The sequence below is a fragment of the Streptomyces sp. NPDC026500 genome (genome assembly GCF_055567635.1).
Map to the genome: position 1 here is coordinate 26,175 of NZ_JBVHQB010000034.1, position 17,490 is coordinate 43,664.

Below are 17,490 nucleotides of genomic sequence, written 5' to 3' on the forward strand. Positions count from 1 at the left end.
GACATGTTCGTTCTCATTCATTGGGCCACTCCGCCAGGGCGTCGCGCAGCCGGTTGCGGACCGCGGGAGAGGAGGCCCGTGCCAGAGACCGCTCCAGTGCGGTGCGGTTGCCGACTGTGTCCAGGTCGGTGACCAGCTCTTCGGCGGCGTACCAGTCGAGGCGCTGGCTGGTTGTGCCCATGACCAGGGATCCTGTCGCGCCGCGAGTCCATGGGGTCGGCTCCAGAGGAATGATGTACTGCGCATACCTTGGCTCTGGACCGCTTCCGTCGCCTACGAACACCACGGCCCAGCCACCGCTGTCTGTACGCGCGCGGGCGGTCAGCAGCCATACAGAGGTGCCGTCGTCGCGGTCGCTGTGCTCCGACAGATCGAAGGTGAGCTGTCCGGCACTCACCCGTTGCACGACAGCCGACGTGGAATCCGCGGCCGCCTGGCGGTACTCCATGCGATCCACATGCCGCAGGGCGAGGCCGCGGTCGCTTCTCGCCACGGCGTCCGCGGAGTGGGCCCACACGTGCCTGACCTCGCGCCGTCCGATGACGCCGAGTTCCGAGCCGTTGTGAGCGAACGGCAGCCTGTCCTCACGCGCCTGAGGACGGGCGGGGCTGGCCCCCTCGAAGGTGGTGAACGACCGGCTCCAGTCGGCGGCACGCAGGTATCGCTCCACCACCATCAGGGTCGCGTGCGCGGCGGGATCGATCACCGCTGACGCTTCCTCATGCGCCACGACCCGTCGGAGCAGGCTGTACAGAAGTCGCAGTCCCTGTGTGAAGCGGGGCAGGCCGAGCGGGAGCTCGCCCGCCTGCAGCAGAAGGGTCCGCGCCTCGGCGACGCCCTCGGCACCACGGCGGCGGATAAGCAGCGCCGCCCGGATCACCAGGAGGTCCGCGGACCATGCGAACGAGGCCACGGCCGTCGCCGACCAGCTCAGATCGAGATCACGTACTTCGGCGGTCAGCGCGTAATAGCCCGCCACGCACGCCACGTTGGGATCCGCGCCCCGCTCGCCCGACTGCCGCAGTGCTGCTTCCACCACCACGCCAGCGACCTGGCTGGCCGTCAACGCGCGTTGGCCGGTCATGTGATTCAGCAGCGTCTGGGCGCCAGCGTCCGCCAGTTGCACCGTCGAACGCCAGCGTGACGTGTCGCCCGAGCCGTCCTCCTGCACCCGTACAGCAGCCTCGGGCGGCACGGCAACGAAGGACACCGGACGACCACGGCACGCCATGGCGCAGTAGACGGGGCGCTGCTGCGCCGCTAGAGCGACCCGGAACGACGCGCTGTCGCCCGGGACGACCTGCTCGGCGGGTGCGAGCAGATGGTCGAGGTCGCACAGAAAGGCCGTCACGACGTTCACAGGCTGCGTCTGAATATCGGCCAGCGCCCCCTTCACGTCCTGGTGCGGGTGACCTGGCAGGTGGCGGTTGCCAGTGGGAGCGGCGCGCAACGACGCATCTGCGGCGCTCTCTCCCGCCACGGGCTCCAGGAGGCTGACCGACAGGCGGGCATCCAGGACCACCGTCGAGGACCAGCGCCCACCCGACGGGGCGGTGGCACGGAGGACATACATGCCGGGAGGCAGCTGAATTTTCTGGCTCCGGCCCGCGGTGACAACCAGGTTGCGGTCCGGCTGCCCTTCTGCCGTACCGGTGATCTCGACGGGGATCAGGGCGCCGGTCCGGGCGGCCGTGGCGTCCACAGAGATGTGCAGCACGCTCACCGGATCACCAGCTCTCCCGCACGTCGACGGTGTGGTCGGGGTTGAAGGGCGTGATGGAGACCCAGTTGGGAGAGGGCGGCGTCATGGCGTATCCCCCCTCGGGGAATGTGAGGGACACCCCGTGGATGCCTGCTGTGAGCGGCGTCCTCCACCAGCCGTCGCTGAGTACGGGATCCGGCGCCGTGCGCTCGCCTGCAGCGCCCGCTGCGCGGGTCGGCGCGATGCGCACGCGGGCCCGGGGTGTGGCAGTCGCTGGGTTACAGCAGACACCGGCGTTCACCTGCGGAGGCCCGGGCAATACATGTAGGGGCCGCGTACCCGATAGACGGGAATCGGGAAACTGCGGTGTGCGCTGCTTGGGGGAATGACGACTGGTCAGCGTGCTGACGGCCTCGTGCAGCGCGCTGAAGGAGACGAGCCAGCGGCCGTTCCGCTCCATGGCCGCTTGGCCGCGCATTGCTGCCAGGACCTGTTCGGTGAACAGGGTCAGGCGATCGTGCCGGCCGTATGCCACATGGCCCAAGCGGGTGGAGCTCACCACGCCCCACTCCTCTCGCACGTCCTCCGTCAGGATGGCGTTGAGGAGGGGGACGGTCTGCCCCGGTAGAAAGCCGCGCAGTTGACGCGGGATCTCCTGGCAGGCGTCGATGAAGAAGTACTGCGTCGAGGCACGGCAGGCACTCATGCCAGTTACCAGGTGGTCGAGGTCCATAGCTGAGTACAGAAGGCGGTCTGGATCGCCGCCGAAGTCTTCCAGGAGCAGCAACTGGCTGTTCAACGTGATCCCGTGGCCGCAGAAGAAGAACACCGCAACGTTGGAGGGATCACTGGAACACAGGTTCTTCCAGCGTTTGACCGCTGTGACAACCGCGTCCGTGTCCGGCAACTCCAGCTCCGTGGCGTCGAGGTCCTCCAGCGGCTTGGGGGTGGACAGAAGGACGTCGACGCTGCCCAGGGCCGCTCGGGGATGACGCATCTCGTCGCGCACCCAGCGTGCGAACGCCAGAGCCGACCGCGGTGGCGACTGCAGCTGCCTGGTCACGACCGTGTCATGGTCGACCTCTTCCGAGCCACCGGGCAAGTGACGGTATCCCCCCACCCCGATGATCAGGGCATGGACGAGCGGCCCATGGGGGCCGGCTGCCGGCGGCTCGACCAAATACGTCACCGCTGCTGCCCCAGACGATCGGCGAGATGCGCGTAGAACCGCGGCTGGAGGAAGTAGGCGCTGTGGGCCCGCACCTGCCCGGTGCGGTAGGCACAGTCCTCGACATCGTCGATGATCGGCGCGAGCCTGAAGGACAACAGGTCGTTGTAGTCGAAGACATTGATCCAACGACGCACGGAACGCGGTCGCGGAAGCCGAACCGCCGTGGGCCCGGGAACGCCAGGGTGTGTACCGAACAGCCCCAGTTCCTCGAAGAAGCCGACCTGAGAACCGACCGTGACCAGCGTGTCAATGACCACCTCACGCGCGGCGGGGTGGTGCGTCAGCACATCGTGCACGATGTTGCCGCCCATACTGTGCGCGATCACCATGAGCGGGTCGTCATCGCGCCTCTGGGCCCAGGCATCCGCGAGAACCCGCGCGATCCCGGTCGCGATCGTGTCCTTGGACGCCGTCCGCCCCTGCTGTCCGAGATAGACCAAGACGTCGCCAAGGAACTCGGTAATCTTCGGCACCAGGGCGGTACGCAGACGGTCGGCCGGCTGCTCGACAGCACGGTTCACTCCGCGTCGGCGGATGCGGTTTCCTATCTCACGAAAGCCGCCCCAGACCTTGTCCACCCCGAGCTGCTCCCAGCCCGTCGCACTGTCGCCGTCAGCCGAGCTGAGTGCCGTGACCGGGGCGTCGCCCCGCTCGGCTGCATCCTGCGTCACGGCCCGGTGTAACCGAGTCAGGAACTGCGTGTCGTCCCTTGTGGAGTCCAGCCAGTCGGGCCGAGGATGGCGCAGTGCGTACCCGATGACGGCCGCCGACGTCTCCGCGAGCGATGCAGCACTCACCCCACCCAGCGCACCGGTGTCTGACTCAAGCGCGACAGCGGTGCACAGGAAGTCGACGGCGTCGGTCAACTGCACCTGCGCGGTGGCCAGAAGCGGATTGTCCTCGTCGGACCCGGCCGGCACGAACGCCGCGACCGCTGCTGCTAGAGCCATCCGCGCGGACTCGTCCACGCCCAGCTCCTCGACTGCTTCTCCGGGCTTTGGAACGCTGGCACCGCCCCAGGCCAGCCTGGCGCCGAGTCCTCCCCAGTACGGGTTGTGGATCGTGGGTTCGACGCCCTCGGGCCACAGAGGCGGCCTCAGCAGAAAACGTCTCATATAGGCGTCGCGGGTCGCGCTCTCCGCCACGAGTTCTCCGCCGAAGCGGTTGGCCACCCCATGAACGAAAACCAGCGGCATCGGACCCCCCGTACCCAAACACGCCTGTACACACCATCACTGAGCCAAACGGATGGAGAGTCAGGATAGGGGCCAGAATGCATAGTTGGTGCATCTTTGCGGAAATCTGCCCGCCTGGCCAAAAGGGCGACTTGCCCCAGCCAAGTGCACAGGTTGTCTTGCCTGCGTCGGTCACGTCTGAACCAACGGCCCGACCCAGGAGACGGGCGTCGGCGCGCACCGCGTCCCGGGCGGCAACTGCCGGCACTGCGGTCCCTTGTGACCACGTGCTGATGAGAACGCGACACGCACGCACTACCGTCACCGGCACGACTCCGGACGGCCGGCAGGTCAGATGAACGCGGAACAGCTGGACGAAGCCAGAGCCTATCGTCGACATCGCCCTTGGCGGCCTCGCCTGCGTGGTCATGCCCCAACGCCGCCCGTAGCGCTGATCCGCCAGGGCCCCGGACACTGACTTCTGGGGCGTTCCTCCAGATCAGATGGCGCGCTGTCGCGATGCGACCGCCCGACAAGCCTGTACCAGGAAGCCGTTGCCGGCATTTCCCACCGAGTGCTCTCCAGCCGCCTCGCGGACCTGGAGACCCGCGGACTGGTGTCCAGGAACGTGACCCCGACCCGGCCGGTCAGCATCACGCACCGACTAGAAAGACCTAACGGAGTCCTAATAGAACATCGCGAGAAAACGACCTCTCAAGCGGGTTCATCGACCGCTGACCGGCCATGGTGACGAAGCGGACGCCAGGGCTGCCCGGGAAATGCTGGCCGAGCATCGCCGCCGGCAGCGCACCGAACACGACCGCGCCACTCAGGAAGCGGTGGAGGCGTTGACCCGGACCGACAGCAGCTCCGTCCATCGGCAGCGGGGTGAAAACCGGGCTGAACGTCGACATCGACTTACCCGTTCGATGGAACAAAGTGCTGGGCAGCGGGTCCTCTCGCAAGGGAGGATGGTCGTCATGACGAGCGAAGGCACCTCGATCGACGCCACCAGGCCCAGCATCGCCCGTGTCTACGACTACCTGCTGGGCGGCAAGGACAACTACGCCGTCGACCGGGAGATCGGCGATGTATTCAAACGCGACCTTCCCGGCTCGGTGGCGATCGCCTCCGCCAACCGCTCGGCGCTGACCCGGGCAGTCGCGGAGATCGCGACGACCACCGACGTGTCCCAGTTCATTGACCTGGGCAGTGGTTTGCCGACCGCCAACAACGTTCACCAAGTCGCGCAACGGCACGCGCCGGAGTCTACGTGGACATCGACCCCCAAGTACTTGTCCATGGACGTGCACTGCTGGAGGAGAACGACCGGACCCGGGTCGTCGAGGCCGATGTCCGCGATCCCGAGGCCGTCTATAATCACCCGGAAACCCGGGAAATGATCGACTTCGAATGCCCAGTGGCTGTCGTGTTCAGTGCCGTCCTTCATCACGTCAACGACGACGAGGACCCTGCCGGGATCGTCCGCTACTGGCGTGACCGCGTACCCTCCGGAAGCTACTTCTTCGTCAGCCACTTCCGTTCCGGCAACAACCCGGAGACGGCCGAGGCGGAGAAAGTCCTCCAACAGACATTCGGCCGTGGCCGCTGGCGCACCGACGAGCAGATCGCGCACCTGCTAGACGGTCTGGAGATCCTCGACCCCGGAGTCGTCCCCGCCACGCTATGGCGCCCCGAACGGGTCGGTAGGCCGTGGAACGACGGCGCCGAAAGGGAACTCACCGTCTGGGAACACCTCATCGCCGCGGGGCTGGCCCGCAAGTCCTGATTGCAGGCAGGCGTCGGCCAGCTTCGCAGCGCAGCAGCTTTTTCTTTATGCTCTGACCTCGAACGATGCCCCGAACGTGATCGCTCGTACGGGGATTCCGGGGACGTGAACACGGCCTCCGTCTGATCCTGTGGTCCGACAAAGAGGCACTTGACCAGCGCGAAGGCCGTGGGGGAATGAGTCTGCTGCATCACGATGTCCGGCGGGAAGCGTTCGCGGTGTCCGCGCTCTCTGTGCACCGCCAAGTACAGAGATATGTGCACAGAGGTAGGTCTCGTTCCGTTGCCTGGCTCAGTCCCGTAGCGTCTTCTCTCTCAAGAGTTGGAGAGCAGTGAGGGGGATCTCTTGGAAGAGAACGAAGCACGGAGACGTGCGGAAGAGTTCGGCCGAACTCTGACCGACCGCTGGGACGAGTGGGCCTTCAATCTCGGCCTGTGGGCGACCCCGGCTGTTACGGGCATCTATGGCTTCACCTCGTATCCCACGGCGAAAGACGAACAAGGGCGCCAGATCCGCATCGGGGGGGGTGCCCCTATGTCTTTGGTCATGGGAAACAGGGCTGCGTTGAACCCGGGGGCCGGGCAACATGGCGGGGTGACTGACCGGCTGTGGGATGACGTGAAGTGCTTCTTCGATCCGGACTTGGTGGGGTCGTTGCCGGACGTGCGTGTCCCGGATGCCTCGGTGGAGGACTGGCAGGCGGTCCTCGATCTCGTCGCGGAGAAGGGTTGGAAGTGCCAGTACTCCGAGGGAGAGATGGTGCTTCCGGTGCCCCGGGCGGAGGCCGTGCTGTCCCGCCCGGCGGATGCCGAGTGCCCGGATCTGCGGGTCTGGCTGACGGACGATGTGTTGGCGATCTTCCGTTTCCATGCCGAGGATGAAGTCGACTTCGACGTCGACCTGCGGGAGTTGCAGGGCCAGGATCGGCTTGACGTGTTCTGCGGCTTTCTCCGGGCGATCGGACGACGGTTGGGCAAGCCGGTGCTGATGGACCCGGAGGGCGACTCCGGCCATTCGGTGCTCGGCTTCGACGTCGAGGCTGATCGAGTCGTTCTCCTCGCAGACCCGCAGGTCAGGTGACTGCGGCCGACAGCTGCGGTTCGTAGAAGGTGCCGTCGCGGAGCATGGCGAAGAGGACATCGGCCCGGCGTCGGGCGAGGCAGAGCAGGGCCTGGGTGTGGTGCTTGCCCTGAGCGATCTTCTTGTCGTAGTAGGCCCGTGAGGCCGGGTCACCCAGGGCGGCGAACGCGGAGAGGAAGAAGGCCCGTTTGAGCTGCTTGTTTCCTCTCCGGGAGGGCTGTTCGCCGCGGATCGAGGAGCCTGAGCTCCTGGTTGCCGGGGCGAGTCCGGCGTAGGCGGCGAGGTGGCCGGCGGTCGGGAAGGTGCTGCCGTCGCCGACCTCGATCAGGATCCGGGCTCCGGTCCTGACGCCGACTCCCGGCATCGACGTCAGGACCTTCGAAAGAGGGTGGGCCTCCAGCAGTTCCTCGATCCGCCCGGCCAGCAGCTTGCGCTGGTCGAGCACGGCCGTCAGTGAGGCGGCCAGGCTCGGGACGATCAGTGCGGCCGCTTCGGTGCCGGGGACCGTCACGGTCTGCTCGTCCAGCGCGGCGAAGATGTCATCGACGAGTCGCTCGGCCATCCGCGGGGCCTTCGGCCGCAGCAGGGTGACCAGGCGGCGTCGGCCGGCCTTGCGGATCTGGGTCGGGGAGCCGAACCGTTCCAGCAGCGTGAGGACGGCCGGGTGCTGCAGCCGCGGCCCCAGCACCCGTTCCAGCGACGGGTGGATCTGGGTCAGCAGGCCGTGGAGCCGGTTGGTGACCCGGGTGGCCTCGCCCGCCAGGTCGTCGTCGAAGCCGACGATCATCTCCAGCTCGGCGATGGTCTCGTCCTCGCCGTCGATCGCCCGCAGCGTGTGGGGCATCGCGCGGGCGGCGTCGGCGATGATGAACGCGTCCTTCGCGTCCGTCTTCGCCTCACCGGGGTAGAGGTCGGCGATCCGCCGCATCGTCAGGCCGGGCAGATAGGCGACCGGGCAGCCCATGTCCCGGGCCACGGCCAGCGGCAGGGCGCCGATCGAGGCCGGCTGGTCGACTACGACCAGCACCGTTCCGTGCTTGGCCTTCAGCTTGGCGAACAGCTCGCGGAGCTTGGGTTCGGTGTTGGGCAGGCGCTTGTCGAAGGCCTTCTTTCCTGCCGGGGTGACGGCGGTGGCGTGGTGTTCGCCCTTGCCGACGTCCAGGCCGAGGAAGACGTCGATGTCGCCGGTGTCGATCACGTGCAGGCCCCTCCATCACGCTTTCGTCCGGCCTTGCCTGGGCACCGAGCTGCCACATCCACGTTACGGAGAGCTCTTCCAGCCTGGGTGAAGCCGGTGCTCAAGCCCCTCATCAGCGGTCCGTCGATGCCTCCGGGTCCGGTGACACCACCCCCCGGATCATGAACAACAGGAGGGGGAAGTCATGCCGGACCCGAAGGCCGGAGGCCCCATTGCGGAGCCACGAAAAAGGTAACGGGGGGGGAACTGGCCCATCCTCGTCGACCAGGACACCGGGGCATGCCGGCTCGTTCAGGGGACGAAAGAGATGGCCAGACTCAGAGGCACGTCAGAGGTTCGCACTGCGCGTTGGCGTAATGCCAGCGCTCGTCAGCGGTCCCGTCCCAACAGCGGCTAGTGTGATGCGCCAGAAATCCTGAGGGTTAGTTCTGCTCGGTCTTCTGGCCGGTGGTTCCGACCTTGACGAGGGAGTTGAGGATCTCGTCGGCGGTCTTGGTCCAGGTGAAGGGCCGTGGGTTCTCGTTCCAGGCGTTGATCCACGCAGTGATGTCGTCCTCCAGTGCCTTCACGGAGGTGTGGACGCCGCGGCGGATGAGCTTGTCGGTCAGCAGGCCGAACCACCGCTCCACCTGGTTCATCCAAGAGGAGCCGGTGGGAGTGAAATGGACGTGGAAGCGGGGGTGTCTGCCGAGCCACGTCCTGATGTCGGCGGTGTTGTGAGTGGCGTAGTTGTCACAGACGAGGTGCACGTCGAGCCCGGCGGGCACCGCCTTGTCGATCCGGATCAGGAACTTCTTGAACTCGATGGCCCGGTGGCGGCGGTGCAGTGCCGATATGACGGTGCCGTCGGCGATGTTGAAGGCGGCGAACAGGCTGGTGATGCCGTGCCTCAGATAGTCGTGGGTGCGGCGTTCGGGCATGCCCGGCATCATCGGCAGCACCGGCTGGGACCGGTCCAGCGCCTGGATCTGGCTCTTCTCGTCCACGCAGAGCACGACCGCCTTCTCGGGCGGGTGGTGGTACAGACCGACAACGTCGACGACCTTGGCGACGAACTGCGGATCGGTGGACAGCTTGAAGGAGTCCTGCAGGTGGGGCTTGAGGTCGAACCGCTTCCAGATTCGCCCGATCGTCGGCTTCGACAGGCCGGTGCGCTGGGCCATCGAGGCCCGTGACCAGTGCGTGTCCTGGCCCGGGACCGACTCCAGGGTGGCCAGGACGACCTCCTCGACCTGGTCGAGGAGGATCGAAGGCGGCCGGCCTGAGCGGGGCTCGTCATGCAGACCATCGAGGCGTTTCGCGATGAACCGGGCCCGCCAGCGGTCCGCGGTCGACTTGTCGATGACCGAGACGCTGCGCAAGTGGGTCCGGCAGGACCAGATCGACGTCGAGACCCGTCCGGGCACCACGACGGAGGAGTCGGCCGAGCTGAAGCGGCTGGAGGCGGAGAACGCTGAGCTGACGCGGGCCAACGACATCCTCGAGGCCGCGGCGCCTTTCTTCGCGTCAATGTCAGGCTGTTGCCGATCGGTGGGTGGACAAGGGCTGATGCCGCGTTTGGTGATTCGTCCTTGATGTGTCGCCCTCCGGTGGCAGGATCCTGCCACCGGAGGGCTGACTCGCTTCTTCGCTGCCCCGTGCGCGGTGGCTTGTCGGCGATGTGTCGCCTGCCGGTCGCAGACCGTCCGGTGCGGTGTGGCTTGGCGTGCCGACGCCGACCGGTCCGCGGCTGGCCCTGCCGTCGGCGACGTCACCGGTGACGGAGCCCCCGACGTCTCCGTCACGGGAAACTGCGGCGCCACCTCCTATACCGGGCCCTTCACCCGCACCGGCACCCCGGCCGTACGGAACTTCGTGGACTACCTCGACACCAACCGCGGAGTCGTCGGCGTCTGGCATCTTCGCGGCCGAGGGTGCCTTCGACTCGGACGCCACGCGTGCGGCGCTCGCACGGTTCACCGCGCCGGTCCTCCTGCTGGTGGGAGAGGTCGATCTGAATTCGCGTCCGTCCGCGGTGACCGAGTTCGGTGGTCTGTTTCCGCACGCCGAGGTGGTCGTTCAGTCCGGGGGACGGCACTTCCCGTGGCTGGACGATGCCGACGCGTTCGTGGCGGCCACTGCGGCCTTCATCGGATGATGGGCGGCTCACCGCTGATTACGCCGTGGCGTCGCTCGGTTCCTCGTCGGAACGGAGGATCGAAACCTCCAGCTTGCGCAGCAGTCGCGCCAGTTGGCGGCGTTCGGAGGGCGAGAGTCCGCTGAGCATCCGGCGTTCGTTGTCGAGGTGCTCCGAGAAGACGGCGTCCACCGTCGTCAGGCCCTTGTCGGTGAGACGTGAGTAGACGACTCTGCGGTCACCGGCGTCCCGTTCGCGGACGATGAGACCGTCGTTCTCCAAACGGTCGATCCGCAACGTCACCCCTGCCGATGAGACCAGTCCGGTGTCCGCGAGCTGTCCGGCCGTCAGCCGGTAGGGATCGCCGGACCGCCGCAAGGCGGTCAGCACGTCGAAGCCGGCCACGGACAGCCCATGACGCTCGATCGATGTGGTCAGCCTCGTGTTGTAGCGCAGGAAGGAGCGGTGGAGGCGCGCGAGGACCTCGAGCGGGCTGGTGTCCAGCTCGGGGCGTTCGCGCGCCCAGTCCTCGATCACGTTCGCGACGGCGTCCCGGTCCGCCGGCCTCGATGCAGCCATGCCCATCCCCTCGTACAGCGCCCGCCACCTTCTCATGGCACTGAGAATCTTACCGCTGAAGTGATAGGCCGGACCGGGGGAGGGGCTGCGCAGCCCGAATTACCTGGGGGAACGTCGCCTCAGCCGCTGAATCACCCCGACGGCGACCAGCGCTGCCGCCGTCGGCACGGCAACCTTCCTGAGCAGCACGGGCAGCGCGGCCGCTCCGAGTCCCGACCGGGGAACTCGCTCCCGCGCTGACGGACGTGCTGAGCGCCGCCTTCGGTGATGCCCTGGATCCGGCTCGCCGGCAGGTGCGCGGCACCGAGGGTACGGGCGAGGGCGTACCCGCTCGCCCTGAGAGCCTGGAGGCCGAGAGCCCGGAAGCGCAGCGCCCGGAATCCCGGCGGTCCGCGCCGACGCCCCCCGGTGCGGACGACTCCGCCTCGTCCCTGTTCGACATGCTGAGCGAGTGCGCCCAGCGTTATCAGGGGCTTGTCGGCAGGACTGTCCGCGAGTACGGCATCAGCCTGCCCGCCTACGAGGTGCTCGCCACTCTGCGCGACGCGGGTGAACCCTACCAACGGACGATGGGCGAGGTGGCGGCCGCCGGTAAGGTCCGCGCGGGCGGCCTCACCCAGCACGCGGACCGACTGGAGGCGGTGGGCCTGATCCGGCGGGATCGCGACGCCGATGACCGCCGGATCGTCTGGCTGTGCCTCACCCCGCAGGGCATCGCGCTGTCCGGGCGGGTCTTTGCCGCACGGTCCGCCCAGGAGCGTGAGCTGCTCGCCGGGCTCGGGCCGGCAGACCGGCGCCGGCTGTCGGGGCTTCTCGGCGCCCTGGGGCAAACGCTGGGGGCCGGTGTCCCGGAGCAGTGATCACTGCTCCGGGGCACCGGCCCCTGGCCTGGGCTGCCGGGCGCGTCAGGAGTTGAGCTCCTCCAGCGTTTTTCCCTTGGTTTCGACGGCGAACCAGGCGATCGCCGCACCTACCGCGGCCACCACGGCGAGCTGTGCGAAGACGAGGCCCAGGCTGCCTCCGGATCCGATGATCGCGCCTACGGTCACCGGGCCCAGAATGACGCCGAGCCGGTTCCACAGGCCGCCGAACGCCGCCCCTTTGGCACGGTTGGACGTCGGGTACAGCTCGGGGGAGTACAGGTACAGCCCCGCGTTGATCGCATAGAGGAAGAACGTCGTGCACGAGGCGAAGACGGCAACCTGAGCGCCCGAGGTCGCACCGAGCAGGGCGAGCACGCCCAGCGAGAGCACGGTGCCGACGAGCGCGCCGAACAGGGCGGGCCTCCGGCCGATACGGTCGACCAGGAGGGCCACGACGAACGTGCCGAGCAGACCGGTGATGTTGCTGAGCAGGGTGAAGAGGAGTGCGGTGGTCAGATCCAGGCCGAACTGCTTCGTGTAGAGCGACGGCAGCCAGGTGGAGATGCCGTGGTTCACGTAGTAGGCAACGAACCACAGGCCCGACAGGACCGCTGTACGCCGAAGGTAGCGGCCCCGGAACAGGTCGCGCAGGCGGCCCTGGGAGACCTCTTCGGGCGCGTCGGCGGCGGGTGCGGGCAGCGGCTCGGCTGTGGCGCGGACGACCTCGGCCTCGATGCGGGCGATGGCCTCCTCCGCCTCCTGTGTACGTCCACGGGCCAGCAGCCAGCGGGGGGACTCCGCGACATGGCGCGGAAGCACGGCGGCGATCAGTACCGGGAGAGTGCCGAGGAGGAACATCGCGCGCCAGCCGAAGTTGGGGACCACCCACACGGCCACCAGGGTGGCCGCCGCCAGTCCGGCCGGGAAGATCATCTCGTACAGCAGGACGAAACGGCCACGCTTGTCGGAGCGGGCTATCTCGTTGATGTACGTGGCCGCGACGGGCACGACACCACCGATGCCGAGACCCTGGAGGAACCGGAAGAGCGAGAAGGTCTCGATGCTGCCCGAGAAGGCGACGGCGAGGCTGGCCAGACCGGTGACGGCGACGCCCAGGGCGACAGTGCGCACCCGGCCGATCCGGTCGCCCAGCCAGCCCGCGGCCACGGCGCCGAGCAGCATGCCGATGGAGGCGGAGGTCACGGCGAAGGTGGCCTGGCCGGTGGTCAGGTGCCATTCCTTCATCAGGGCGGGCAGTGCGGAGGCGGCCAGCAGCTGGTCGAACGCCTCGAAGAAGGTCACGGCGCCGATCAGGAACCGGACTTTGACGTGCCAGCGCGATTGCGGCAGTCGTTCAAGTCTCGCGGCTATGGAGCCGAGGGCTGGCTTGCCGGCCACAGTCGTCATGGAGGGGTTCCTTCCGCGGGCAGAGCAGTTGCGGAGACAGTAGGTTCCGATATCTAGGTGGTCAATGGTTAAGGGCTTAGGGATCTCGCTTCCGGCAACTTGGTGTCCATCATCGACGCGACGGATGGCTTGCTCAAGGCGTGGATGGCAACGATTTCAGCCTGCGCCCTTGCGGAAGAATAGTTATGCGCTTAGATTTCTAGCACTTCGACGGTTCCGGGTGACGGCACACGCCAGTTCGCTCGCACCCGCAGCCCACCCCCACCACCTCGCCCGGAGGTACACCCGTGCCGCACTTCCCCACCGACATCCTGATCGCGGGCCAGTGGCGACGCGGTGCGGGCGAGCCCCTCGACACCGTCGACCCGGCGACCGGCCGTGTCCTCGTCACCGTCCACACGGCCTCGGCGGGCGAGGTCGACGAAGCGGCCGAAGCCGCGGCGAAGGCAGCGGCGGACCCGGCCTGGCGGGACCTGCTCGCCCACGAGCGCGCCCGGCTGCTGCACCGCATAGCCGAGCTGACCGAACGGTCGGCCGACGAGCTCGCCGCGGTGCAGACCGCCGACACCGGCAAGACCCTCACCGAGACCCGCGCCCTCGCGCTCAGTGCGGCAGGCACCTTCCGCTACATGGCGGCAGTCCTGGAGAGCGCCGAGGACTCGGTCACGCCGTCCCGCGGCTCCTACGTCACCATGAGCGTGTACGAGCCGCTCGGCGTCGTCGGCGCGATCAACCCCTGGAACTCTCCTGTTGCCAGCGACGCGCAGAAGATCGCGCCCGCGCTCGCCGCCGGGAACGCGATTCTGCTCAAGCCGGCGGCCTGGACACCTCTGGTCTCCCTCGCCCTCGGCCGACTGATCACCCGGGCCCTCGACGAGTTCCGCCTGCCCACCGCCCTGCTGTCGGTACTGCCGGGCAGCGGCCGGGTGGTCGGTGACGCCGTCGTACGCCACCCCCTCGTCGCCCGCATCGGATTCACCGGCGGTACGGAGACCGGCCGGTCCATCGCCATGGTCGCCGCCCAGAAGCTCGTCCCCGCCTCGCTGGAGCTCGGCGGCAAGTCGCCCACGATCGTGCGTGCCGACGCCGACATCGAGCAGGCCCTGGCCGGCGTGATGTTCGGGATCTTCTCCTCCAGCGGCCAGTCCTGCATCGCCGGCTCACGGCTCTTCGTGGCCCGGGAGATCTACGACTCCTTCGTCGGTGAACTCGTCGAACGCGTCCGCAAGTTGCGCGTCGGCCCCGGCACCGAGCCGAGCACCCAGGTCGGCCCCCTCGTGCACCACAGCCACCGCGACTCCGTCGCCGCCTACGTGGACCTCGCCCGCTCCGAGGGCGCACGGGTGCTCTGCGGAGGCTCGGCGCCCGAGGGGGAGCGGTACCAGGACGGGGCGTACTACCTGCCGACGGTCCTGGACGGACTGCCCAACACCTCCCGCACCTGCCAGGAGGAGATCTTCGGTCCCGTCCTGGTCGCCCTGCCCTACGACGACGAGGACGACCTGGTCCGCCAGGCCAACGACTCCGTCTACGGGCTGGCCTGCGGCATCTGGACCCGTGACCTCCAGGCCGCCTGGCGGATCGCCCGCCGGATCGAGTCCGGCACGGTCTGGATCAACACGTACAAGCAGTTCAGCGCCTCCACCCCGTTCAGCGGCTGGAAGGACAGCGGCCTCGGTACGGAGAAGGGCCGCGACGCGATCCGCGCCTACCAGCGCCAGAAGTCCCTTTACTGGGGCACCTCCGGCCACCCGCTTCCCTGGGCCAACTGACCCGGCACGCACGCACGTCCGTCCGTCTGGAGAGACTGATGCACCAACCACCCCCCAGTCCGATCGCCCGGCTCCGCTCACTGCGCTACGTCGAGCTGCACACCCCGACCTTCTCCGAGACCGCCGACTTCTACGAGGAGGTCTGGGGATTGGAGACCGTCGTGTCCGACACCGGCGCCCGCTGGCTGCGCGGCACGGGCGACGAGCACCACGTCCTCCACCTGGCCGAGCGGGAGCGGGTCGGCCTCGGCCGCCTCTCGTTCGCCGTCGCGACCCCTGCCGAGGTCGACGAGGCCGCGCGGCGCCTCGAGGCACGCGGCATCGTCCCTGTCTTCGGGCCCGGTCCGCTGCATCAGGCGGGCGGCGGCTACGGGCTGCGGTTCACCGATCCCGAGGGGCGCCTCATCGAGATCAGCGCCCATGTCGAGGCGGTCGTCCCGCGCGGCCGGGACGGCGCTGTGCCCGTCGGGGTGACGCACGCCGTGCTCAACACCACCGACATCGACGCAGCCGTCACCTTCTACTGCGAGGTACTGGGGCTGCGCGTCTCCGACTGGTCCGAGCACCAGATGGCATTCCTGCGCTGCAACAGCGACCACCACTGCATCGCGTTCAACCAGGCCGAGTGGATCTCCCTGAACCACGTGGCCTACGAGATGACCTCGGTCGACCACTTCATGCGGGGCCTCGGCCGGCTCCGCCACCACGGCATCACCCCCCAGTGGGGCCCCGGCCGACACGGCCCCGGGAACAACACCTTCTCCTACTTCACCGACCCGTCCGGGCTGGTCTGCGAGTACACCTCCGAGGTCGCCCAGGTCGTCGAGGACGCCTGGATAGCCAGGGTTTGGCGGCGGGTGCCGGACCTGTCCGACCTGTGGGGGACGGCGGGACCGCCGTCCAAGGAGATCCGCTGCCACATGGCGGGCGCGCCGGACCCCGGCCCGCTCGCTCCCCTCGACGCGCAGGAGGCCACCGCATGAGCACCGTACGCAAGGTAGGCATCGTCGGCTGGGGCGCGATCGGCCGGGTCGTCGGCACCGCCCTCGCCGAGGGCCGGGTAGGTGGCGCCGAGCTGGTGTGCGTCGTCGACAACCGCCCGCTTGGCGAAGCCGCACCGGCACGGCAGGCCACCTTCGAGGAGGCCCTGGAGGCCTGCGACCTGATCGTCGAGGCCGCGGGGCAGGGCGTCGTACGGGAGTGGGGCGAGCGGGTGCTGGAATCCGGCACCGATCTGCTGATCGCCTCCACCGGGGCGCTGACCGACGAGGACCTCGCGAAGCGGCTGCTCGCGGCGGGACCCGGCCGCGTGTACTTCACCAGCGGTGCCGTCGGCGGTCTCGACCTTCTCCAGGCGGCACGCTCCCTGGGGCCGCTCGACGAGGTGCGCCTCACCACTACGAAGCTTCCCTCCACACTCGAACAGCCCTGGATGGAAGAGGAGTTGCTGGCCCGGATGCGGTCGGCGACCGGACCGGTCGTGGTCATGACGGGCACCGCCCGTGAGATCCCGGTCAAGTTCCCCAAGTCGACAAACGTGGCCGCGTCGGTCGCGCTGGCCGTCGGCGACCTGGACACTGTGCGGGTCCAGGTCGTAGCCGACCCGGCGGCGCACCACACACGCCATGTGATCGAAGCGTCCGGCGCACACGGCGCGTACCGCTTCGAGGTCGCCCACCTGCCTGACCCGGGCACTCCGGCCACCAGCCAGGTGGTGCCGTACGCGGTCCTGCGCAGTCTCGCCGCGCTCGCCGGACAGACGGGCCAGATCCTATGAACGCCCGCGCCGACGTCGTCCGGTTCGACGTCCATGTCGAAGAGGCCGGTGACCATGGCCCCCTGCTGCTGTGCCTGCACGGGATCGGCTCGTCGTCGGTGGCGTTCGCCCCGCAGCTGGCCGAACTCTCCTCGTACGTGCGGGTCGTGGCCTGGGACGCGCCCGGCTACGCCAAGTCGCCCGACCCGGAGGGCCCGCTCGGCCTGGACGACTTCGCGGACGCGGCAGCCGCTCTCATCCGTGAGCGCGCATCGACCGCGCACGTCCTCGGGGTGTCCTGGGGCGGCGTGATCGCGCTGCGGCTCGCCGCCCGCCACCCGGAGCTCGTCGCCTCGCTGATCGTCGCCGACTCCAGTGCGGGCTCCGGCACGGACGAGACGAAGGCGAAGGGCATGCGGGCCCGGGCCACCGAGCTGGCAGAGCTCGGCCCGCGCGCCTTCGCCGAGGCCCGCGGACCGCGGCTGGTGTCGCCCGGCGCCCCCGACGAGTTGGTGCGCCGGGTCGTGGACACCATGGCCGCCTCGGTACGCCTGCCGGGTTACGCGTACGCAGCCGAATCCATGGCCGCCGCCGACCTGCGCGCCGAACTCCCCTCGATCGCCACGCCCACCCTCGTGCTGTGCGGCGAGCAGGACCGGGTCACCGGCATCGAAGCGAGTCAGGTCATCGCCGGCGCCATCCACAAGACCGCCTACGTGATCGTCAAGGACGCCGGTCACCTGGCCAACCAGGAGCAGCCGGGCCACTTCAACGCCTGGGTGCTCTCCCACCTCCGTATCACCGCATCGATCCCCGAATAGG

At 68.5% G+C, this 17,490-nt stretch carries 14 protein-coding genes and 1 pseudogene; 8 read left to right on the forward strand and 7 right to left on the reverse strand.

The genetic code is table 11. From position 1 onward, the window contains the following. Nucleotides 1-13: 13 nt before the first annotated feature. The 3 genes from ACZ4N5_RS38740 to ACZ4N5_RS38750 form a co-directional block, all read right to left on the reverse strand. A complete protein-coding gene (locus tag ACZ4N5_RS38740; protein ID WP_467761703.1) occupies nt 14-1,717 on the reverse strand; it encodes a hypothetical protein in 1,704 nt (567 codons plus the stop codon). Between the two features lie 10 nt (nt 1,718-1,727). Further along, nucleotides 1,728-2,765: a caspase family protein gene (locus tag ACZ4N5_RS38745; protein ID WP_467761704.1), complete on the reverse strand. Its 1,038-nt coding sequence runs from the start codon at nt 2,763-2,765 to the stop codon at nt 1,728-1,730. Between the two features lie 122 nt (nt 2,766-2,887). Then, nucleotides 2,888-4,129, reverse strand: coding sequence for a lipase family protein (locus ACZ4N5_RS38750; protein WP_467761705.1), 1,242 nt, complete (start codon nt 4,127-4,129; stop codon nt 2,888-2,890). 517 nt (nt 4,130-4,646) lie between these two features. Here ACZ4N5_RS38750 and ACZ4N5_RS38755 point away from each other — a divergent pair. From ACZ4N5_RS38755 to ACZ4N5_RS38765, 3 genes and pseudogenes are all read left to right on the forward strand, one after another. After that, on the forward strand, nt 4,647-4,859 hold the full coding sequence (locus tag ACZ4N5_RS38755; RefSeq protein WP_467761734.1) for a winged helix-turn-helix transcriptional regulator: 213 nt from the start codon (nt 4,647-4,649) through the stop codon (nt 4,857-4,859). A gap of 229 nt (nt 4,860-5,088) precedes the next feature. Next, a pseudogene (locus tag ACZ4N5_RS38760) lies at nt 5,089-5,897 on the forward strand (SAM-dependent methyltransferase). A 594-nt stretch (nt 5,898-6,491) separates the two neighbouring features. Continuing rightward, the gene (locus tag ACZ4N5_RS38765; RefSeq protein ID WP_467761735.1) at nt 6,492-6,977 is read left to right on the forward strand and encodes a hypothetical protein; all 486 of its coding nucleotides are present in this window, start codon (nt 6,492-6,494) and stop codon (nt 6,975-6,977) included. Here the strand turns inward: ACZ4N5_RS38765 and ACZ4N5_RS38770 are convergent. From ACZ4N5_RS38770 to ACZ4N5_RS38780, 3 genes are all read right to left on the reverse strand, one after another. Further along, nucleotides 6,970-8,175 carry an IS110 family RNA-guided transposase gene (locus ACZ4N5_RS38770; RefSeq protein ID WP_467761706.1) on the reverse strand — a complete coding sequence of 402 codons (1,206 nt, stop codon included), beginning with the start codon at nt 8,173-8,175 and terminating at the stop codon, nt 6,970-6,972. The genes ACZ4N5_RS38765 and ACZ4N5_RS38770 overlap by 8 nt on opposite strands. Nucleotides 8,176-8,597: 422 nt before the next feature. Then, complete coding sequence (locus tag ACZ4N5_RS38775; protein ID WP_467761707.1) at nt 8,598-9,653, reverse strand: IS630 family transposase; 1,056 nt, start codon at nt 9,651-9,653, stop codon at nt 8,598-8,600. A 677-nt stretch (nt 9,654-10,330) separates the two neighbouring features. After that, nucleotides 10,331-10,870 (reverse strand): MarR family winged helix-turn-helix transcriptional regulator, encoded by a 540-nt coding sequence (locus tag ACZ4N5_RS38780; protein WP_467761708.1) that lies wholly within the window; start codon nt 10,868-10,870, stop codon nt 10,331-10,333. A 245-nt stretch (nt 10,871-11,115) separates the two neighbouring features. On the opposite strand from ACZ4N5_RS38780, the gene ACZ4N5_RS38785 reads away from it, so the two are divergent. Next, complete coding sequence (locus tag ACZ4N5_RS38785) at nt 11,116-11,730, forward strand: MarR family winged helix-turn-helix transcriptional regulator (protein WP_467761709.1); 615 nt, start codon at nt 11,116-11,118, stop codon at nt 11,728-11,730. Between the two features lie 45 nt (nt 11,731-11,775). Here the strand turns inward: ACZ4N5_RS38785 and ACZ4N5_RS38790 are convergent, their stop codons facing one another. After that, on the reverse strand, nt 11,776-13,140 hold the full coding sequence (locus ACZ4N5_RS38790; protein WP_467761710.1) for an MFS transporter: 1,365 nt from the start codon (nt 13,138-13,140) through the stop codon (nt 11,776-11,778). A 287-nt stretch (nt 13,141-13,427) separates the two neighbouring features. Here ACZ4N5_RS38790 and ACZ4N5_RS38795 point away from each other — a divergent pair, with 287 nt between their 5' ends. Genes ACZ4N5_RS38795 through ACZ4N5_RS38810 form a run of 4 tightly spaced genes read left to right on the forward strand, consistent with a single transcriptional unit; the run spans nt 13,428 to nt 17,489 of the window. Continuing rightward, the gene (locus ACZ4N5_RS38795) at nt 13,428-14,912 is read left to right on the forward strand and encodes an aldehyde dehydrogenase (RefSeq protein WP_467761711.1); all 1,485 of its coding nucleotides are present in this window, start codon (nt 13,428-13,430) and stop codon (nt 14,910-14,912) included. A 38-nt stretch (nt 14,913-14,950) separates the two neighbouring features. Next, nucleotides 14,951-15,895, forward strand: coding sequence for a VOC family protein (locus tag ACZ4N5_RS38800; RefSeq protein WP_467761712.1), 945 nt, complete (start codon nt 14,951-14,953; stop codon nt 15,893-15,895). Next, complete coding sequence (locus tag ACZ4N5_RS38805; protein WP_467761713.1) at nt 15,892-16,689, forward strand: aspartate dehydrogenase domain-containing protein; 798 nt, start codon at nt 15,892-15,894, stop codon at nt 16,687-16,689. Before ACZ4N5_RS38800 ends, ACZ4N5_RS38805 begins: the two co-directional genes overlap by 4 nt. Then, a complete protein-coding gene (locus tag ACZ4N5_RS38810) occupies nt 16,686-17,489 on the forward strand; it encodes an alpha/beta fold hydrolase (RefSeq protein WP_467761714.1) in 804 nt (267 codons plus the stop codon). The genes ACZ4N5_RS38805 and ACZ4N5_RS38810 overlap by 4 nt, the downstream gene beginning before the upstream one ends. The last annotated feature ends 1 nt before the right edge of the window (nt 17,490 follow it).